Origin of the sequence: Novosphingobium sp. HR1a, assembly GCF_015594425.1 — a bacterium.
GTDB lineage: Bacteria > Pseudomonadota > Alphaproteobacteria > Sphingomonadales > Sphingomonadaceae > Novosphingobium > Novosphingobium resinovorum_A.
In genome coordinates this window covers 186,480-204,134 of sequence record NZ_JABXWS010000102.1, presented here as the reverse complement: position 1 = coordinate 204,134, position 17,655 = coordinate 186,480, and the positions used below count along the sequence as shown (strand labels likewise).

17 protein-coding genes and 1 pseudogene are annotated in these 17,655 nt (G+C 61.8%); 12 read left to right on the top strand and 6 right to left on the bottom strand.

Annotated elements, in window-relative coordinates; genetic code table 11:
- Positions 1 to 4: 4 nt before the first annotated feature.
- On the bottom strand, positions 5 to 1,213 hold the full coding sequence (locus HWN72_RS27460) for an L-lactate dehydrogenase (protein ID WP_309141595.1): 1,209 nt from the start codon (positions 1,211 to 1,213) through the stop codon (positions 5 to 7).
- 374 nt (positions 1,214 to 1,587) lie between these two features.
- Between HWN72_RS27460 and HWN72_RS27455 the strand changes: the two genes are divergently transcribed.
- The 3 genes from HWN72_RS27455 to HWN72_RS27445 all read left to right on the top strand — a co-directional run bounded on the left by HWN72_RS27455 (position 1,588) and on the right by HWN72_RS27445 (position 4,634).
- Positions 1,588 to 2,967 (top strand): carbohydrate porin, encoded by a 1,380-nt coding sequence (locus HWN72_RS27455; RefSeq protein WP_211151905.1) that lies wholly within the window; start codon positions 1,588 to 1,590, stop codon positions 2,965 to 2,967.
- 236 nt (positions 2,968 to 3,203) lie between these two features.
- A complete protein-coding gene (locus HWN72_RS27450; RefSeq protein WP_375154550.1) occupies positions 3,204 to 4,157 on the top strand; it encodes a formylglycine-generating enzyme family protein in 954 nt (317 codons plus the stop codon).
- A gap of 21 nt (positions 4,158 to 4,178) precedes the next feature.
- Positions 4,179 to 4,634: a substrate binding domain-containing protein gene (locus tag HWN72_RS27445; protein ID WP_309141596.1), complete on the top strand. Its 456-nt coding sequence runs from the start codon at positions 4,179 to 4,181 to the stop codon at positions 4,632 to 4,634.
- A 122-nt stretch (positions 4,635 to 4,756) separates the two neighbouring features.
- On the opposite strand, the gene HWN72_RS27440 is transcribed toward HWN72_RS27445, so the two are convergent.
- Both HWN72_RS27440 and HWN72_RS27435 read right to left on the bottom strand, forming a co-directional pair.
- Positions 4,757 to 5,851, bottom strand: coding sequence for a VCBS repeat-containing protein (locus HWN72_RS27440; protein ID WP_211151903.1), 1,095 nt, complete (start codon positions 5,849 to 5,851; stop codon positions 4,757 to 4,759).
- A gap of 305 nt (positions 5,852 to 6,156) precedes the next feature.
- On the bottom strand, positions 6,157 to 6,345 hold the full coding sequence (locus tag HWN72_RS27435; RefSeq protein WP_211151902.1) for a hypothetical protein: 189 nt from the start codon (positions 6,343 to 6,345) through the stop codon (positions 6,157 to 6,159).
- Here HWN72_RS27435 and HWN72_RS27430 point away from each other — a divergent pair.
- The 3 genes from HWN72_RS27430 (at position 6,344) to HWN72_RS27420 (ending at position 8,691) form a co-directional block, all read left to right on the top strand.
- Positions 6,344 to 7,348, top strand: a complete 1,005-nt coding sequence (locus HWN72_RS27430) for a PQQ-dependent sugar dehydrogenase (protein WP_211151901.1) — start codon at positions 6,344 to 6,346, stop codon at positions 7,346 to 7,348. The genes HWN72_RS27435 and HWN72_RS27430 overlap by 2 nt on opposite strands.
- Complete coding sequence (locus HWN72_RS27425; RefSeq protein ID WP_248006378.1) at positions 7,345 to 8,457, top strand: ATP-binding protein; 1,113 nt, start codon at positions 7,345 to 7,347, stop codon at positions 8,455 to 8,457. Before HWN72_RS27430 ends, HWN72_RS27425 begins: the two co-directional genes overlap by 4 nt.
- An 84-nt stretch (positions 8,458 to 8,541) precedes the next feature.
- On the top strand, positions 8,542 to 8,691 hold the full coding sequence (locus tag HWN72_RS27420) for a hypothetical protein (RefSeq protein WP_211151900.1): 150 nt from the start codon (positions 8,542 to 8,544) through the stop codon (positions 8,689 to 8,691).
- Positions 8,692 to 8,861: 170 nt separating this feature from the next.
- On the opposite strand, the gene HWN72_RS27415 is transcribed toward HWN72_RS27420, so the two are convergent.
- Complete coding sequence (locus HWN72_RS27415) at positions 8,862 to 9,209, bottom strand: helix-turn-helix domain-containing protein (RefSeq protein WP_036530010.1); 348 nt, start codon at positions 9,207 to 9,209, stop codon at positions 8,862 to 8,864.
- A gap of 101 nt (positions 9,210 to 9,310) precedes the next feature.
- Here HWN72_RS27415 and HWN72_RS27410 point away from each other — a divergent pair, with 101 nt between their 5' ends.
- Positions 9,311 to 10,336 (top strand): zinc-binding alcohol dehydrogenase family protein, encoded by a 1,026-nt coding sequence (locus tag HWN72_RS27410; protein ID WP_036530009.1) that lies wholly within the window; start codon positions 9,311 to 9,313, stop codon positions 10,334 to 10,336.
- Between the two features lie 115 nt (positions 10,337 to 10,451).
- A pseudogene (locus tag HWN72_RS27405) lies at positions 10,452 to 10,640 on the top strand (putative quinol monooxygenase); the annotation flags it as partial.
- Between the two features lie 9 nt (positions 10,641 to 10,649).
- Here the strand turns inward: HWN72_RS27405 and HWN72_RS27400 are convergent.
- Positions 10,650 to 11,591, bottom strand: a complete 942-nt coding sequence (locus HWN72_RS27400) for a GlxA family transcriptional regulator (protein WP_069709738.1) — start codon at positions 11,589 to 11,591, stop codon at positions 10,650 to 10,652.
- Positions 11,592 to 11,707: 116 nt separating this feature from the next.
- Between HWN72_RS27400 and HWN72_RS27395 the strand changes: the two genes are divergently transcribed.
- The 3 genes from HWN72_RS27395 to HWN72_RS27385 are packed head-to-tail and all read left to right on the top strand — an operon-like array spanning position 11,708 to position 13,882.
- Positions 11,708 to 12,511, top strand: coding sequence for an SDR family oxidoreductase (locus HWN72_RS27395; protein ID WP_211151899.1), 804 nt, complete (start codon positions 11,708 to 11,710; stop codon positions 12,509 to 12,511).
- 25 nt (positions 12,512 to 12,536) lie between these two features.
- A complete protein-coding gene (locus tag HWN72_RS27390; RefSeq protein WP_036530005.1) occupies positions 12,537 to 13,088 on the top strand; it encodes a carboxymuconolactone decarboxylase family protein in 552 nt (183 codons plus the stop codon).
- A 29-nt stretch (positions 13,089 to 13,117) separates the two neighbouring features.
- A complete protein-coding gene (locus tag HWN72_RS27385; RefSeq protein WP_036530003.1) occupies positions 13,118 to 13,882 on the top strand; it encodes an SDR family oxidoreductase in 765 nt (254 codons plus the stop codon).
- 327 nt (positions 13,883 to 14,209) lie between these two features.
- Here HWN72_RS27385 and HWN72_RS27380 read toward each other — a convergent pair whose 3' ends face one another.
- Positions 14,210 to 16,384: a hypothetical protein gene (locus HWN72_RS27380; protein ID WP_211151898.1), complete on the bottom strand. Its 2,175-nt coding sequence runs from the start codon at positions 16,382 to 16,384 to the stop codon at positions 14,210 to 14,212.
- Between the two features lie 680 nt (positions 16,385 to 17,064).
- Here HWN72_RS27380 and HWN72_RS27375 point away from each other — a divergent pair.
- Positions 17,065 to 17,655, top strand: a complete 591-nt coding sequence (locus HWN72_RS27375) for a restriction endonuclease subunit S (protein WP_211151897.1) — start codon at positions 17,065 to 17,067, stop codon at positions 17,653 to 17,655.

The window sequence follows — 17,655 nt, the reverse complement described above, 5'->3', positions numbered from 1 at the left end:
TTCGTCATACCTGCCCGGCATCACACCATTCGCTCTGGCGCGGCGCCGGTCGGCTATTTCCTGTCGCTGAAAGCGCGCGCACCTCGGCAATGTCACGGCAGCCGGTGAGGATCATCGCGATGCGCAGTTCCTCCGCCATCAGGTCGATCATGCGCGCCACCCCGCGCTCCCCATCGGTGGCGAGGGCGAAGACCCAAGGGCGCCCCACCATCGCGGCGTCGGCACCCAGCGCAAGCGCACGCAGAATGTCGAGGCCCGTACGAATTCCTCCATCGACAAGCAACGGCACCTTCCCCCCGACCGCACGGGCGACATGTGGCAAAGCATGAGCCGTCGCATCCACGCCGTCGAGCTGACGCCCGCCATGGTTGGAGACGATCAGCGCATCGGCCCCGCAATCGATGGCGACGCAGGCGTCCTGCGGCTGCAACACACCCTTGACGACGAGGTTGCCCCGCCACTGCCTCCGCAGCCATTCGAGGCATTCCCGATCGACTCCGGGCGCGAGATTGGCATCCATGAAGGCCATGCAGGCCGACAACGGCAACGCATCGTCGCCCAGAAGACGCGCGATCGTGCCGAGGTTATGAGGACCGCCCCGCACGCCGGTCTCCAGCAGCCAGCGCGGTCGCCGGATCATCTGCGCCGAGCGTCGGACCAGCCCGGCCGGCCCAGCGGCTCCCAACCCGGAATAGGTATCCCGCCAGCGACGCCCGAGCACCGGAACATCAACAGTCACCACCAGCGTATCGCAGCCCAGCGCCGACGCCGTTTTCAGCAGCCGCCCGGCCAATGCGCGATCGCGCAGCATGTAGAGCTGGAACCAGGGCGCTGCGACCCCGGCCACCTCCTCCGCCCGGCACACCGAAGTCGTCGACAGCGTGAAGCCTACGCCTCGGCTGATGGCCGCCCGGGCAGCCAGCGCTTCACCCCGCTTGCGCGCACTTCCAGCGAGGCCGACCGGCGACAACGCCAGCGGAAGCGACAACGCCTGCCCCATTATCGTTGTCGAGATATTCACACAGGACATGTCGCGCAGCACATTCTGGGGAAGCCTGACATCGCCGAAAGCGGCCTCGTTCAGACGCGCCGTCTCACCGGCGAATGCAGCCCCATCGTAGTACTCGAACAGGAAATGCGGAAGGCGCGCACGCGCACGCGCTCGAAAGTCGCCCGCTGTAGCAATCGCTCTGGACATTCCGCCCGGCTCCACATCCCATTCCTTCTTGCGCCAACACCCGGAGCACCCTCCCTGGAAGCAAGGGAACCATCCTGCGGCACAATATTATTACTCGTGATGGAATTAGCCTGGGAGCAACGCTGCGGCGACTCTACCCTTGGCTGCAAACCATCCGAAATGCTTTCTACAGACAGATTGGACGGTTTTTCCTCGAGTTGCAAGTGGTGTGAATTAAACAGCGTTATCAATTATTTGATTCGAAACCGGTAAGAGAAGACTGCAAACGACGCCGACCGCAGGAAACCATGCGCAGTGACAATCATTGTGCAATGCGTACTATTTTTATGGCACATCGTCGATACCCCCATCCCTTTCCGTCCATCGGCGCTAACAGCCGCCTTATAACAATGTGGAGAACGATCCTGGGCATTTGCAGAATTCCGACCCCCACGCTGAAGGCGCTGGCCGGGACGACCTTCGCCGCCATAACCTGTATTTGCGCCGGAACGGCCAATGCCCATTCGGAACGTGATCGGGCCGATGCCGAAGCGCAGGAAGCTGCTGATGCCCAGCCCGATTACAAGCACTTCGACGAACTCGTCGAACCTGGTCTGGTGACTTCCTTTCCGGGCTCAACGGACTCGGTCCTCGGTGATGCCGGTGGCCTGCGCAGCGCCATGGCGAAGGAAAACGTGGGCCTTACGCTCCGAAGCTCCAACATCTTCGTGACCAGCCTGAACGACAGCGGCCAGCCCCGCTCGCCGCAGCGGTACAACGGGCAGAGGCCGACACTGCAGGCCGCATCGGTGACAGCGCTTCTTGCTTGGCGGCTGGACAAGCTGGGCCTGCCTGATACGACGCTCACGGCAGGCGGGATGTATTACGCGTCCAGTTTCCGGGACAATGCCCCCTCCACGGTCGCACTGCGAGCACTGTCAATCCATCACCGAGCCTTCGGGGGAAAGCTGGAGATCAAGGCCGGCTATCTGACCAACATGTATGAATATGCGGGGTTCTTCACCGGAGGCAGCCCGGTTCTGGCCGCCGGACTTTCGGGTGTGATTCCGATTCAGGCGGGGATGAGCGCAGACCCCGTGGCGACGCCTGCCGTGAACATCACGCTGCACGGCAGCGGCGGCAAATATGTGCGGGCCGGCATCCAGCGCAGCATGCACCCGCTTGGACGCGGCTATGACGTAGAACACAACCATAACGGCTTCCGCTTCACGATGCCGGAGGCAAAACCTCTGTACCTCGCCGAAACGGGTGTGCTGCGTGCCTCGACACCGGGCGTTCTGCACCGGTGGCTACGCGTCGGCGGCCTGTACAACGAAAGCGGCTACACGCGCTTTGACGGTCGGGGAACCAGCACCAACCAAGCGGCTTACGCAGCGGCGGACTTCCAACTGACGCAGAAGGACCCTAGCCGGCCAGCCTCCGGCATTTATGCGGGTGCAAGCGCCTTTTGGGGCAACCCGTCAGTCAACGTTTTCACGCAGAGCTATGAAGCGCGCGTTTATGCGATAGGCCCGTTCCCCTCCCGCAAGCGCGACGCGATGAGCCTGAAGGTGAGCTACAACAAATTTTCCGAAGCAGCACGCCGGGCCCAAAGCTTAATGGATGTTCACGCAAATGCGGACCAGACTAGCATCAGCGGCTCTTATACGGCTCACCTAGGAAAGGGCCTTTACGCAACTCCTTCCCTATCATGGGTTCACAACCCCTCTTTTATTGGAAGGTTCAATAATGCCCTCCTATCTAATATCACAATATTTACGATATTCTAGAGAAGGGATCAGTTCTAGACCAAATGAATTAGCGGAACAGTATTTTCCAACAGTCATGCGGCCAAGCTGGGTGATTTCGCTGCGGCATGGCTTCACTATCGAGCGCAGACGAGCATAGTGTTGCGCGAAGTAGCGGCAGCGCCTGCAGAAAAGCCTGAAACCCGCCGCTACCCCCCGGAGCATGCATAGCGATTAAGGCCCGGGAAAAAGCACTGATTGCAGGATGACAGCGCGCTATGGGTACGCAGATTGAAGTATCAGCCGAGATGGTCCGGATACCCGGCGGCACGTTCGCGATGGGATCGGAAAAATTCTATCCCGAGGAAGCGCCCGTGCGCCGAGTGTCAGTCAACGGATTCTGGATTGATGCCACGCCCGTCACCAATCGTCAGTACGCGCAGTTCGTCGCAACGACCGGCTACCGCACCGTCGCCGAAGTCGCGCCCGATCCCGCGCAGTACCCAGGCATGCCCCCGGAGATGGCGCAGCCCGGCTCGCTGGTCTTCCACAAGACCGCCGCCCCGGTCGATACCGGCAATCCCGCCAATTGGTGGCGGTTCGACTTCGGTGCCGACTGGCGCCATCCACTGGGGCGGGATCGCGACGTCGAGGCGCTTGGCCTGTGGGATCATCCGGTCGTCCAGATCGCCTATGCTGACGCACAGGCCTATGCGCACTGGGCAGGCAAGGATCTGCCGACCGAAGCCGAGTTCGAGTTCGCGGCGCGCGGCGGGTTAGACGGCGCTGACTATGCTTGGGGTGATGAACTGGCCCCTGGCGGCGCGATGCTGGCCAATTACTGGCAGGGCCTGTTCCCGTTTGCCAACCAGATCCTCGACGGCTGGGAGCGGACTTCCCCGGTGAAGACCTACCCGGCCAACGGCTACGGGGTGTTCGACATGATCGGCAACACCTGGGAATGGACGAGCGACTGGTGGAGCGACAAGCCCAACGCGCCCCGCAAGAAGTCGGGCCAGTCGTGCTGCACGCGCAGCAATCCGCGCGGTGGCAAGTTGAGAGATAGCTACGACCCCGTCCAGTCGGGTGTACGGATTGGCCGCAAGGTGCTGAAGGGCGGTTCGCACTTGTGCGCGGCAAACTACTGCCAGCGCTACCGCCCTGCCGCGCGGCATCCAGAGATGGTCGACACTGCAACCTCGCACATCGGCTTTCGCTGCGTGCGGCGTTAAGTAGTTTTTCCATCAACTCAGATCCGCGTTTCACCGCTGGAGCCGTCAGAAATGGTGGCGACGAAGATCGCGGCAAACCCAAGGATCATCTGCGCCGCGCCGGATTACATTGCACGGTTCGGCAAGCCCGAGACGATCGCCGATCTCATCAGCTATCCTTGCATCAAGCTCCATGGCATCGACACTTGGCCCTTCATCCGGAAGGGCGCTGCAGAGCGGGTCCGGATCGACGGACCTATATCGACCAGCACAGTCGATGCCGTCCGTTCGGCCGCCATCGCCGGTGTTGGCGTGGCGATGATGACCTACTGGGATGTACATCGAGATCTTCAGCGTGGCACCCTTGAGCAAATCGAGCTGTCTGACGCTGACCCGGATGAGTTGAATATCTGGGCTTTGTTTCCGAGTCGAAAGCAAATGCCACCACGACTGCGGGCGTTCATCGAAAGTTTGCGGCTCAAATTCAACTCTGCTTGAGCATGAGTTCCGGTTTCGCTTGGCGGGTGAGGGACGCAGCGGAAAGGAAGGAACGGCGGTCGATCATGGGGCACCTTTCTGGCTGGTTCGATAGTCGAATTCGATGCCGAAGCATCATCCGGTCAGCGGGCGCTTCCGGAGCCGGAGAGCAGTAAACGAGCCTGCGTTCCCCACCCGCCAATGAAAATGTCTGGCTTACCGTCGCCGTCGATATCGCCCTGCGCCATACTCCAGCTACGGCCGACCGTGGCCTGCGGTACGACGCTTACCGTTTGGTCGGAAAAGTGTCCCGACCCGTCGTTATGCCACGCGCGAAGCTGCAAGGGCTTGAAGCTAGGCACCTCGATGGCGCCGACCAGCAGGTCCGGCGCACCATCGTGATCGAAGTCGACGACCGATCCTCCCCAACTGGAGAAGCGATGCCTGGGCAGCCGCGTGTCGGTTTCGTCCCGCCAGCGGCCTTCGCCGTCGTTGATCAGCAGGCGGCTCTGCGGGTCCTTGTCCCAATCCTGATTATTGCTGGTGAGATTGAGGAAGAGGATATCGGGCCTGCCGTCACGATTGGCGTCGAAGACATGGACCTCTCGTGTCTCGAGCGGCACCTTCAGATCGAGCCGGTCCGACGCATCCGAAAAATGACTTTTCCCGTCGTTGAGGAAGAGGCGGTTCGGCGGCGTTTCATTGGCCACGAACATGTCGAGATCGCCATCGCCGTCCAGATCAGCGAGCGCGATCCCTTGGGCATATTCCGCATCCTTGGGCATGTGGGTAGCGGTCGCGTCGACAAAGTGGCCCGGGTTCGTCGCCGTGTTCAGCCAGAGGAAATCCTGGGGGGCGGGCGCTCTCCGTTCCGCCCGACTTTCGGCGGAATTGCCGACGACGATGTCAGGCAGCCCATCGCCGTTTACGTCGCCGACGGCGAGACCGTTTGCTTGGCTTTGCGCGGGAAGCCGGTCGCTCGCGTCGACGAATCCGCCCCGGCCGTCACCAAGGAAGAGCTGGTGGTCCTGATCGTACTCGGCGACAAAGATGAGGTCGGCATGGCCGTCTTTGTTGAAGTCGGCGGTCTCGACATGCTCATTGTCGTGGCGCGCGGTGCCGAACGCGCCCTGCCGCCAGCTGAGCTTGCCCTTGCCGTCGTTAAGGTAGAGCCGGCTCACATCGTTCTCGACTGCGACCGCGACATCAAGGTCGCCATCGCTGTCTACGTCCAGCATCGCGGCGTCGAGCGCATGGAGATTGGGCGCGGCCGGAACATTAGCGGCCGTGGCGTCCGAAAATCCTGCACGGGAAGTTCTTCCGCCTGCCGACGAGCACGAGGTCGCTTCCGCGAGAAGCGCAACAGGGAGCAAAAATCGAATTGACGTCATCGACGGGCCTTTTCTTGCACTGTTTATTGAGCAGGTTGCCCACTCGTGTTCGCAAACGCTGGCACGACTAGACCGATCGCCCTCGCGAACTGGGCACAAGTGCTGGCGGAGGAAAAGCATAACGCGCGGTCGCATGCTGCGGCTCATCTACTTTACTCAGCACTGTGATGAGGAAAAGTTGCGCAGCCGGAGGCATCTCTTTGATGCAGTTTCGAGTTATCGACAGCAACGGTGCAATCAAGCGCCGGCCCAAGCAGACCGTATCGTCCTTCAACCGGATGCGTAGCGTCCGGCGGCACGTCAGCGATCATCGGCTGTGGATTGCCCGAGGAACCGATCATGCGCCTGCTCACCTTATCTGCCCTGACTGCCGCCGGGTTGATCTGCTTGCCCGCGGCAGCGCAGATCATCGACATGAAAGACATTCCCACCAAGGGTGTCAGGGCCCCAGAGACTGGTGCACGCGTCGGGCAGCCGCTGCCGCGCAACGCGCCGATCTCGCCTGCCCAGAAGCCGGCTTTTGCGGGCCAGACTCGCGCGCGAGCGGTCGTCACCCGCACCCCGTTCGACGCTCGCGTCGTGACGACCAATCTCAACCACCCCTGGGGACTCGCCTTCATCGGCGACCATCGGGCCGTCGTGACCGAAAAGCCCGGTGCCATGCGTATCGTGAACCTGCAGACGGGCGCGATCATCAGCAACGTCCTGAAAGTCCCGAACGTCGTCTATGGCGCAGATGCCGGGATGCTCGATGTCGTGACCGATCCGCAGTTCGCGGCGAACCGGTTGATCTACTTCACCTATGTAGAGCCGCGCGGGAATGGCGAGAATGGAATCGCCGTCGCCAGGGCCAGGCTTCAACAACAATCGGCGGACAACGGCCCGAGCTACAGCCTGGAGGATCAAACCGTCATTTTGCGCGTAGAGCCGGGCATTGTCGGACGGAAGCACTACGGCTCGCGTCTGGTGTTCGATCGGGAAGGCTATCTGTACGTGTCGCTATCCGAGCGGTTCTTCTCGCCGTATCGCGACGAAGCGCAATCGCTGTACAGCTGGTTCGGCAAGATCCTGCGCGTCACGACCGACGGCAAGCCGGCGCCCGGCAATCCGTTCTCGAGCGATCAGGCGGCCGAGAACCACACGCGCGCCGAGATCTGGAGCTATGGCCAGCGTAATCCGCAGGGGATCGCAATCCATCCCGAGACCGGCGATCTGTGGGACGGCGAACACGGGCCGCAAGGCGGCGACGAGATTAACCTGATCCGGCGCGGCGCCAACTACGGTTGGCCGCTGGTCGCCTATGGCACCAACTATGACGGCACCCCGATCCATGGGGACAGTTGACCGGCGGCATCGCGCACGACTTCAACAACATGCTCACCGGGATCGTCGGCAGTCTCGATCTGATCCAGCGCAATATCGCTGCCGGCAGGTTTGACCGGGTCGATCGATACATCATTGCCGGTAATGCTTCCGCTCAGCGCGCGGCTGCGCTCACGTCGCGACTGCTGGCGTTCGGCAGACGGCAATCACTCGATCTGAAACCTACAGACATCAATGGTCTGGTCTCCGGCATGAGCGAGTTGCTCGAGCGGACACTCGGCGAGCAGACGGTGTTGGAGACGCATTTCCAGGCCGATCTGTGGGCAGCTTCCACCGACACCAACCAGCTTGAAAGTGCGTTGCTCAATTTGTGCATCAACGCCCGAGATGCGATGCCCGACGGTGGCCGCCTCATCATCGAGACCGACAATACCTATCTTGATGAACATTACACCCGAGATCATCCGGGCCTTGAGCCAGGCCAGTACGTAATCCTGAGCGTCAGCGACACCGGGATCGGTATGGCCCCATCGACGATCGAAAAGGTGTTCGAGCCGTTCTTCACAACCAAACCTGTCGGTCAGGGCACCGGACTTGGCCTCTCGATGATCTACGGCTTTGCCCAGCAGTCAGGTGGACATGTTCGTATTTACAGCGAGCTTGGCTTTGGGACCACGGTCAAGCTGTTCGTACCTCGCAGCCATGGCGAAAAGGAAGTCGTGAAGCGGCGCGAGGCCCAGTTCCCGCTCGGGAGCGGTGAGGCCGTAATGGTCGTAGAGGATGATCCTTCGGTGCGCCTCGTCGTTACTGAAGTCCTTCGTGAACTATGCTACAACGCCATCGAGGCCACCGACGCAACATCGGCCCTTCCACTGCTGCAATCGGACGAACGCATCGATCTTCTGGTCACCGATGTCGGTCTGCCGGGAATGAACGGCCGCCAATTGGCGGAGATCGCCCGCGAGGTACGACCAGAGCTCAAAGTGCTTTTTATCACCGGATACGCGCAGAATGCCGCGATACGATCGGACTTTCTAGGTGGGGGCATGGACATGATGACAAAGCCGTTTGCAGCGGACGCATTGGCATTGAAGGTCCACGACATGATCATTGGCGTCCCTTCTGCTTGATACACTCGACTTGGCCGCCGGGCACCTGACGTCCCCACGCCCGGCTTTGTCGGAACCGACATTCCCGGCTCCAGCCGCCCACTGTTGAAGAGCGCGTTTGTGGCAAATTTGCTGGGTGCCGAGCTGAATTGCGAACAGGAGCGGCAGACATCGCCCGACACTACTGCTGAGGAGGAGCAGCCGTTAGGCAAGCTCAAGGGCTACGCCGCAGAGACGGCGGCTCATACCGGCTGACGGGTTAGGCGGAGACGGCAGCTTCTGGGGATTGCATCGAAGTGGCTGATGCTGCCGAACAGGGCACGTGGCTGCCGACCCGCCGTCTACCTTTTGCTGCCGTTCAATCACCGATTTTTCGCTTTCAGCTAACGACTGTCCGCTTACAAGTTCCCGCAAGGACCCATCATCTATCGCCGAGCGAACAAATCCATGTTCGCATCGCCCCATGTCTTGAGCGCCTCGATTATCGGTAGAAGGGTGCCTCCACGCTCCGAAAGGCGATATTCCACCCGGGGCGGCACTTGCGCGAATACCTCGCGCTCGATCAGTCCATCGGTTTCCAGTTCGCGCAGTTGGTTCGTGAGCATGCGCTGCGTCACGCTTCCGCTACGACGCCGCAACTCGTTGAAACGGACGGGCCCGTCCTGCAGATGATAAAGGATCACCGCCTTCCACTTGCCGTCGATCAGGCTGATGGCGGCCTCCACCGCGCAGCCGGGCGTGCAGTCCAGGCGGGAATGGCGCAGCTTGGCCAAGAGACGGTATCCTTTTCGACACTATAGGCGATATTTGTGCGTATCGCATGGGAATGCACTGTGACCACATAGGCAAGGCAACTGCAAAAGGAAGTACTCTCATGCGTGCCATTGCTTATCATCAGGCGGGCGTCCTCGACCGACCAGACGCGCTCGTGGATGTCGAATTGCCACGTCCCGTTGCCGCAGGCCGCGATCTGCTGGTTGCGGTGCAGGCGGTATCGGTAAATCCCGTCGATACCAAGGTCCGCGCCGGTGCCCCGCCCTTTGAGGGCAGAGCAGAGCGCATATTGGGCTGGGACGCGGCGGGCATCGTCGAGGCCGTTGGTCCGGATGTCACCCGTTTCAAGGTCGGCGACCCGGTTTTCTACGCCGGAAACATCGCCCGCGATGGCAGCAATGCCCAGTATCAACTCGTCGACGAGCGCATTGTTGGACGCGCGCCCTCCACGCTTTCAGTGGCCGAAGCCGCCGCCTTGCCGCTGACCGCGATCACCGCCTGGGAGGCATTGTTCGATCGCCTGCGGGTGCAGGACAAGGTGGGACAAGAGCCGGCCAACCTGCTGATCATCGGTGGCGCGGGCGGCGTCGGCTCGGTTGCGATCCAGATCGCACGGGCGGGAACCGACCTCACGGTCATCGCCACTGCCTCGCGCCCCGAAACGCAGGACTGGGTACGCGGCCTGGGCGCGCATCATGTCATCGACCATAGCCAGCCCATGGCACCGCAGATCGCGGCTCTTGGGCTTGATGCACCAGCCTTCGTCTTCTCGACCACGCATACCGACCACCATCTGGCCGACATTGCCGAACTGATCGCGCCGCAGGGGCGCTTCGCGCTCATCGACGATCCCGCCAGCCTCGACATTATCGCTTTCAAGCGGAAAGCCGTTTCGGTCCATTGGGAACTGATGTTCACCCGCTCGCTGTTCGATACGCCCGATGTCGCAGAACAGGGGCGGCTGCTCGACGAGGTCGCCAAGCTGGTGGATCAGGGCGCGATCAGGACCACGCTGACCCAGACATTGTCGCCGATCAATGCGGCCAATCTGATCGCCGCCCACCGCCAGATCGAAAGCGCGACCACGCGCGGCAAGATCGTCCTGGAAGGCTGGCAGCATGAATGATGCGGCGGCCGATGCCACCGTGCATCTAGTCGCGCGCCTGGTGCCGCAGGTGGGCAAGGCGGACGAACTGGCGCGCGCGATCAAGGCGATATTGCCATAGGTCCGCTCAGAGCCCGGCTGCATCGCCTATCTCGCCCATGAGAGCCGCGATGAGCCGGGCGTGATCGTCATGATCGAGGCATGGGCGGATCAGGCTGCGCTGGATACCCATGCCGCTGCACCAGCCTTTACCGGGCTTGCCGCTCGCTTCGAGCACCTGCTCGCTGCGCCGCCGTCACTTGAGCGATTGCGGCGGATCGGTTGAGCCGATGCCTCAGGCCGTGCGCATCAACCGGCGCAGGGCCTGAGGCGGCTGTCCATAGTTGCGCATGAACACCTCGCGCATACGGCGCAGATCGATGAAGCCAACCTCACGCGCCACCGCTTCCAGGCTGTGGCGCGTATCTTCCAGCAGAAGCCGGGCCGCCTCGAGCCTAAGCTGTTCGACAGCCTTGGCCGGCGACTGCCCGGTTTCTGCACGGAAGGCCCGGCTGAACTGGCGTGGGGAAAGTGCCGCCACCTCTGCCAGTTCCTCGACCGTCAGGGGATTTTGCAGATGACTGCGGGCGTGAACGAGGGCCTTCTGGATGCGATCACTGCTGGGAGCCAGGTCCAGCATCTCGCTGTGCTGCGATTGGCCGCCAGCGCGGCGGTGATGCATCACCAGCCGGCGGGCAACCGATCGCGCGACGTCCGCCCCCAGATCCTTCTCCACCATGGCGACCACGACATCCAGCCCAGCGGTCAGTCCGGCCGATGTCCAGACAGATCCCTCGTTGATGAATATGCGATCCTCCTCGACGCGGATATTCGGAAAGCCATCGCGCATCATCCGCGCATAGGCCCAATGCGTCGTGGCGCGGCGGCCATCGAGCAGCCCCATCTGCGCCAGCAGAAAGGCGCCGGTGCAAAGCCCGGCAATGCGCCGTGCGGGCAGCGCGGCGGCATGAAGCGCGAACAGAGCTTTCGCATCCTGCAACGGCGGCGGCATCAAGCCAGCCATCAACAGAAGCGTATCGACCGGCCCGGCCTTGCCAAGAGGCACAGTTGGCACATCGAACCCACTGGATGAGGCGACCGGCCCGCCGTCAATCGAGTAGATGCCGAGCGTGTAGAAAGGTTCTTCCACCACGACATTGGCGAGTTCGAAGGCAGCCTGCACGCCCAACGCCAGAAACTGGAAGCCCGGTGTCAGCACCATCGCGACATGCGGCATCGGTTCATCTCCATATGTCCTAAATCATGTCATTATACGTCATTTAAGACAAGGTCCATCCGATCCATAAATGGGGTGTCGAAAGTCACCGACTGCTTGTCGAAAAAGGAACATCCATGTCGCATGGAACTGCCCTCATCACCGGCGCATCCAGCGGGATCGGCGCCATCTATGCCGATCGCCTCGCCCGTCGCGGTTACGACCTGATCCTGGTTGCGCGCAACCAAGGCAAGCTGCAATCACTCGCCGCCAGCCTCTCTGACGAAACCGGCCGCGCGGTCGAGGTTATCGCGGCTGACCTTGGCGACAGCGCAGACCTCGCCCGGGTCGAGGCGGTGCTGCGCAGCGACGCCAGCATCACCATGCTGGTCAACAATGCCGGTGTCGGGACGCACAGCAGCCTGCTGGAAAGCGATGTCGACCGCATGGAGGCGATGGTCCGGCTCAACGTCACCGCCCCCATGCGGCTGGCCTATGCCGCCGCTCCCGCCTTTGTGGCGCGCGAACGGGGCGCGATTATCAACATTGCCTCGATCGTGGCCATTACGCCTGAAACACTGAACGGCGTCTATGGCGGCTCAAAGGCCTTCGTTCAGGCCTTCAGCCAGTCGCTTCACAAGGAACTGGGTGACAAGGGTGTCCGTATCCAGTCGGTCCTGCCCGGCGCCACCGCCACTGATTTCTGGGCAATCGGCGGTCTGCCGGTCGAAAACCTGCCTACGGAAATCGTGATGCGCGCCGAGGACATGGTCGATGCCGCGCTGGTCGGGTTCGATCGCGGCGAGCTCAGCACGATCCCTGCGCTCGCCGACGGCGCCCTCTGGGATGCGTTCGAAGCCGCCCGCGCCGCTCTTGGCCCCCAGTTGCCCGCCAGCACGCCCGCCGCCCGCTTCGGCCTTGCCGCCCGCACAGCGGCCTGAACTCTCTTCAAGAAGGAACAAGATCATGTCGACCATTACTCCTCTTTCCGATGCCGATGCCACGCCCGACACCGCCGCCATCTTCCGCGAGGCGAAGGCCCGGATGGGCAAGGTGCCCAACCTCTTCCGTGTCATGGCACAGGCCCCGGCTGTGCTGGATGTCTACTGGGATGGACGCGGCGCGCTCGCCGAGGGCGTGATCCCCGCAAAGGTTCAGGAACAGATCGCCATTGCCGTCGCAGCTGCCAATGGCTGCGACTATTGCCTTGCCGCCCACACGGGGGCCGGGCGTGCGGCGGGCCTGTCCGCGACCGACCTCGCCGATGCCCAGCGCGGCGAGGCCAGTGATGGCCATGCCGCAACGATCCTTGCGCTGGCGCTGGACGTGAACGCCGATCATGGGCGCGCTGGCACGGCCGTTCTGGATCGGGCCCGGGCCTCCGGCCTGAGCGACGCCGAGATACTGGAAACGATCGCCCATGTCGCGGTCAGCATCCTGACCAACAGCATCAACAACATCGTCGGCACCAGCCTCGACTTCCCGCGCGTCGCTCGCGTCGGAACTACCGCCGCCTGATCCTGCGATCAGAGAGAAGGACAGAATCGATGAAACTCACCGGCAACACCATCTTCATCACTGGCGGCACCAGCGGCATCGGCCGCGCCCTGGCCGAAGCGCTGCATAAGCGCGGCAACCAGGTCATCATCTCCGGGCGCCGCCGCGCTCTGCTGGACGAAGTCACGGCCGCCAATCCCGGCATGGCTGCGATCGAACTGGATATCACCGACCCGGCCAGCATCGCTCATGCCGCCGAAGCGGTCATGCGCGATTTCCCAGCGACCAATGTGCTGCTGAACAATGCGGGGATCATGCCTTTCGACGATGCGGCAGCAAAAATCGACGACGGCATGGCACTGGGGCTCGTCACTACCAATCTGCTGGGACCGATCCGCATGACATCGGCGCTGATCGAACAGCTCAAGGCTCAGCCCGAAGCCACTATCCTCTATACCACCAGCGTGCTTGCCTTTGTGCCACTCGCGACGAACGCCATCTATTCGGCAACCAAGGCAGCGCTGCATTCTTACGCTCTGTCACAGCGCTTCCAACTTCGCGACAGCAGCGTGCGGGTCCAAGAGATCGCTCCGCCATGGGTCGATACCGACCTGATCTACAAAAGCGGTGATCCGCGCGCGATGCCGCTCGACGACTTCATCGAACAGACGCTGGTGGCGCTTGAAATGGATGATCCAGAAGTGCTGGTCGATGCGGTAAAGCCGCTGCGCGACAATCCTGGCGCGCAGGAACATGCGCTGGTTTATGCTTTCAATCAAAGCGTTGCGGATAATCCAATCCCGGTCGCGGCATGAGAATCTGAAACGGGGCTCCTGTCAGTCCCGTTTCATCCACCGACCCATTCAAGACATTCAGCCGCCAATTTTACGCTCCCAGGTGCGGACCGGCAGCTCTTCCCATTCTGGATGCCTTGGACTGGCCGTCAGTTGCCTGTCCGCTTCCGATATGGCGGGCACCTTAAAGCAGACAGAAAGACAGTGCTGATCCTGTCTACATTAGCGGACCACTTGCCCGCGAATGATGATAAAAAACGCCGTTTCACCCGGTACTGTTCCGCCATGAATCACTCCCGTCCGAAACCTCACTTTTGCGCGAGAGCAGCGGCCCGGTTCGCTGATGCTTCAGCCGGCAGCCTCTCGCCGGCCTCCAGGGATCGGAGGGCCATGCCTAGCCCGCAGCTCGCGGTCCCACTTGGCTATGTCGAGGACGTAGGACGAGAACGCGAGCTCGCGGTATCCCATGGAATAGCGCCACTCGCGAGGATCCAGCATCTCAAGCTGATCGGTGGCGATCGACGCGGTGCCGAGATAGGCGATTAAGTCAGCGATCTGGAAGTCGGGGCCGATCCAGAACGACAGGCTGTCCTCGTCCGCGACGATGCGCCCGCTGGTCAGCACATTGATCAGCTCGTGGGCCTGCCGGATCGGGTGGCCGTTGAGGCTGGCTCCGTGAAAGACGCGGTTCGCGATGACGATGCCGGTGTGGACGTCGCACGGTGCGTCGACCTCCCAACCTAGCTTCTGGAAGAGCGCCGCCTGATTCGCAGCCTCGGTAAGGACCTCGCGCCGCTTGTCGAGCTGCTTCCTTGCGCTGCGGATGTGGTCCCAGCTGTTGCGCATCTCGTGGACGGACACCGGATGGTAGGCGTTCTTGCACTCGAAAAGGAAGAGCGACCCGTCGCGCCAAGCGACGACATCCAGCTCCAGCTCCTTGCCGGCGATCTTCGTCTTGAAGTCGTTTCGGACGAGGAAGCCAACCGAGCGGAGGGCTTCGGCCAAGGCATGGACCATGCGGTCCCTTGGACCGATGGCGGTGGCGCGGAGGCGGTTGGCGACGATCGTGTTGCGCACGAGGTTCGAGGCCGCGACCACGTGTGGCGCGATCACATAGTAGCCGCCGGCGCCCACGAACGGGCGGTACTGGAGGTCGAGGTGCGGCTCTGTCGGGTCCATGGTCAGGAGCGAGATGATCTCCCGGGACTTGTCTTCATCGCCGAAGATCAGCCGCATCTGCTCAACGAGGTCGGCCTGTCGGATGACGAGGAGAGTCGAGGTCAGCGTCAGCTCCCCGCGCTCGGCCGGATCCTCGAGGTCGGCCAGACGTCGCTGATAGGCGCAGCTGAGGAAGTTGAAGTAACGCTGCACCTTGAAAATATCCATTGAGGTCACGCGGTCGGTGATCGGGAAGATCAGCTCGTCGAACGTGCCGAAGTTGTCGACGTCGAGCGCGAGCAGCATCTCAAGTTCGTCACGGAACAGATCGTCGCGCCCAAAGAACTGCTCAAACAGCTCTGGCACGGCCGGCAGCTTCAGAACGAACCGGCGAACGGGCTGCTCGAGGAGCTCTAGCAGGTGCTGGAAGCTGCCACAGTCGAAGCCGCGATCGATCACCGACCGCATGGAAACGGCTGGATCCGCCTCCTGCAGATGGGTGAATCGTATCATCCGTTGGTTCTGCGCCTGGATGTAGCCGAGACGGATCGAGCGCTCGACGTCGGAATCGATGGAGGAGACGGAGATGGTCTCGCCCGCGCCGTCGACCCGGTACGGGAGGCCGTCGATGAACAGCTCCGCCTCCCTGAACTTGGTGAGACGGATCGCGGCGAGCAAAAGTCGTTCGTAGACTTGTGCATTCTTGCCCACGGCGTGCGCGTCCACATACGCGAAGCTGGCGCCGTCGACAGAGAACATCGACGCATAGGTGCGCAGGACCAGCGACGCTGCCTCGGCATACTCCTCCGAGGAGTAGCGATGGCCGCTCAGGGAACTCGCCTCGTTGTCGTTCAGCCAGCCGTGGTAGAAGAGGTTGTTGACCATCACCAACACGGTCTTCAGCACCTCGGCGCGGCGCGACCGGATCGTCGCCTCAATCTCCCGCTGCAGGACGAGGGCGTTGCCAGCGAGCCGCGAGAGCGCCTCGACCGATTCGAGATACGCGATCCGGTCGGGCGACGCGGCCAGCAGGTCGCGGACACCAAGCGCGGCCTTGGCGACCCTTCCGATCAGCGAACCGCGAAAACCGTAGCGAGACGCCCGCAGGACCCCCTCGCGCCTCACGCAGGCGATCGCGTGATCCGCGTCCAGGAAGACCATGGCGAGCGCAGTCGCGATGGACTCGCTCGGCCGGTTGTCATCCAGATGGCGCTCCAGCACATTGACGTGCGCCTTGACCTCCGACGCGAGCGCCTTCGATGCGGGGGGACGTGCCTCGGTGCGCAGAAGCGCGACCATCGCAGTCTGGGTCTTGGCGGCGATCAGACGGGCCGCAAGATCGGCGACTGGCTGTGGCTTCGACAATTCACGCTTCTCCTACTTAGCGTCGGGGCGTGCTAATATAATGCGAATGCTCACGTACCGCCACGGAAGGCGTTAAAATAACCATTGCGTCGACATCCTGGCGACGACCGATGGTGGCCCAGCAACCGATACGCGCTAATCCAGTCGTTATGGGAAGCGACATGAATACTTCACCTATACACCTCGCTGCCGGACGGTGGGGGAGGATCGACCCAAAGTCGCCGTTCAGGGGCCGATCCTCAGTTCCCAGCTGCTACTTCATCTTCTATGCCTAAAACTGGCCGAAAGGCGATTTCCGGTTTGGAGTCGGCTTGCGAAGATAGCATCTGCTCGAGCGGCGTAGCGTGCGGATCATTTCTCTGGACACATACCTAGCGACAGGCGCGTTGCTCAGCTCAAGGGCGGGTTGCGATGCCGACTAGAGCGGGCAGATCAGGGTGGCTCCATCTTACTCCGATAGTGGCGAGCAGCCATCCGAATTGTGCGCAGCAAGCGAGTTTGTGTGCGGACGGCGCACCTCGTCCGATGCCCGACGCTCAGATAACGGTGTAGAACGATGTAAATCGAGCATTTTCGCCAGTCCGAGTGACCCGGTCGGAAATCTTGCTATAGGTCGCCTACAGCGTATTGACTATTAGAATCGATGAATTATGTCTGTAGTCATCCTACAGGAGAATTTTATGCGGCTCGACGCTGTATGTCGATTTCAATCTGGCTTCACCCCGCGGGGCAGGCTCGACCAAGCTACTGCGGGTGGCGTGCTGGCTATGCAGCTTCGTGACCTTCGTGATGATGGATCGATTGACCTTGTGGGTTTGCAGCGGTTCGATCTCGACCTTCAGGTTGAGCGATACGCTATCAATCCAGGTGACGTGGTGTTTCGATCGCGCGGGCTGGTCAATCTAGCCTACGCCGTGCCGGACAGCATAACGGATCCCGTCGTTGCATTGCTTCCCCTGATCGTCCTCCGCCCGCATTTGGGACTCATCACTGCGGAATACTTAGCTTGGGCGATCAATCAGCCGGATGCCCAGCGGCAGCTTGCTCTTGGAGCGCAAGGGCAGACTGTACGCATGATCCCCAAGAGCAGTCTTGAGGGCGTTACCATCCCGGTGCCCGACATCTCCACGCAGCGCTCCATTGTTCAGGTCGCCGAACTGGCGAACAGAGAAGCGGCGCTGCTTCATCAACTCGCCGACAGGCGAACCCAATTTACCGGCCGCGTGCTTGCCGACCTCGCGCAATCCGGTGCCCAGCAGAAAGGCTTTTGA

Bases quoted from the DNA above. Each gene is read 5' to 3' on its own strand.
- HWN72_RS27455 (WP_211151905.1), top strand. From the start codon at position 1,588: ATGTGGAGAACGATCCTGGGCATTTGCAGAATTCCGACCCCCACGCTG.
- HWN72_RS27450 (WP_375154550.1), top strand. From the start codon at position 3,204: ATGGGTACGCAGATTGAAGTATCAGCCGAGATGGTCCGGATACCCGGC.
- HWN72_RS27440 (WP_211151903.1), bottom strand. From the start codon at position 5,851: ATGCTGGACGTAGACAGCGATGGCGACCTTGATGTCGCGGTCGCAGTC.
- HWN72_RS27430 (WP_211151901.1), top strand. From the start codon at position 6,344: ATGCGCCTGCTCACCTTATCTGCCCTGACTGCCGCCGGGTTGATCTGC.
- HWN72_RS27435 (WP_211151902.1), bottom strand. From the start codon at position 6,345: ATGATCGGTTCCTCGGGCAATCCACAGCCGATGATCGCTGACGTGCCG.
- HWN72_RS27410 (WP_036530009.1), top strand. From the start codon at position 9,311: ATGCGTGCCATTGCTTATCATCAGGCGGGCGTCCTCGACCGACCAGAC.
- HWN72_RS27400 (WP_069709738.1), bottom strand. From the start codon at position 11,591: ATGCCGCATGTCGCGATGGTGCTGACACCGGGCTTCCAGTTTCTGGCG.
- HWN72_RS27395 (WP_211151899.1), top strand. From the start codon at position 11,708: ATGTCGCATGGAACTGCCCTCATCACCGGCGCATCCAGCGGGATCGGC.
- HWN72_RS27390 (WP_036530005.1), top strand. From the start codon at position 12,537: ATGTCGACCATTACTCCTCTTTCCGATGCCGATGCCACGCCCGACACC.
- HWN72_RS27385 (WP_036530003.1), top strand. From the start codon at position 13,118: ATGAAACTCACCGGCAACACCATCTTCATCACTGGCGGCACCAGCGGC.
- HWN72_RS27375 (WP_211151897.1), top strand. From the start codon at position 17,065: ATGCGGCTCGACGCTGTATGTCGATTTCAATCTGGCTTCACCCCGCGG.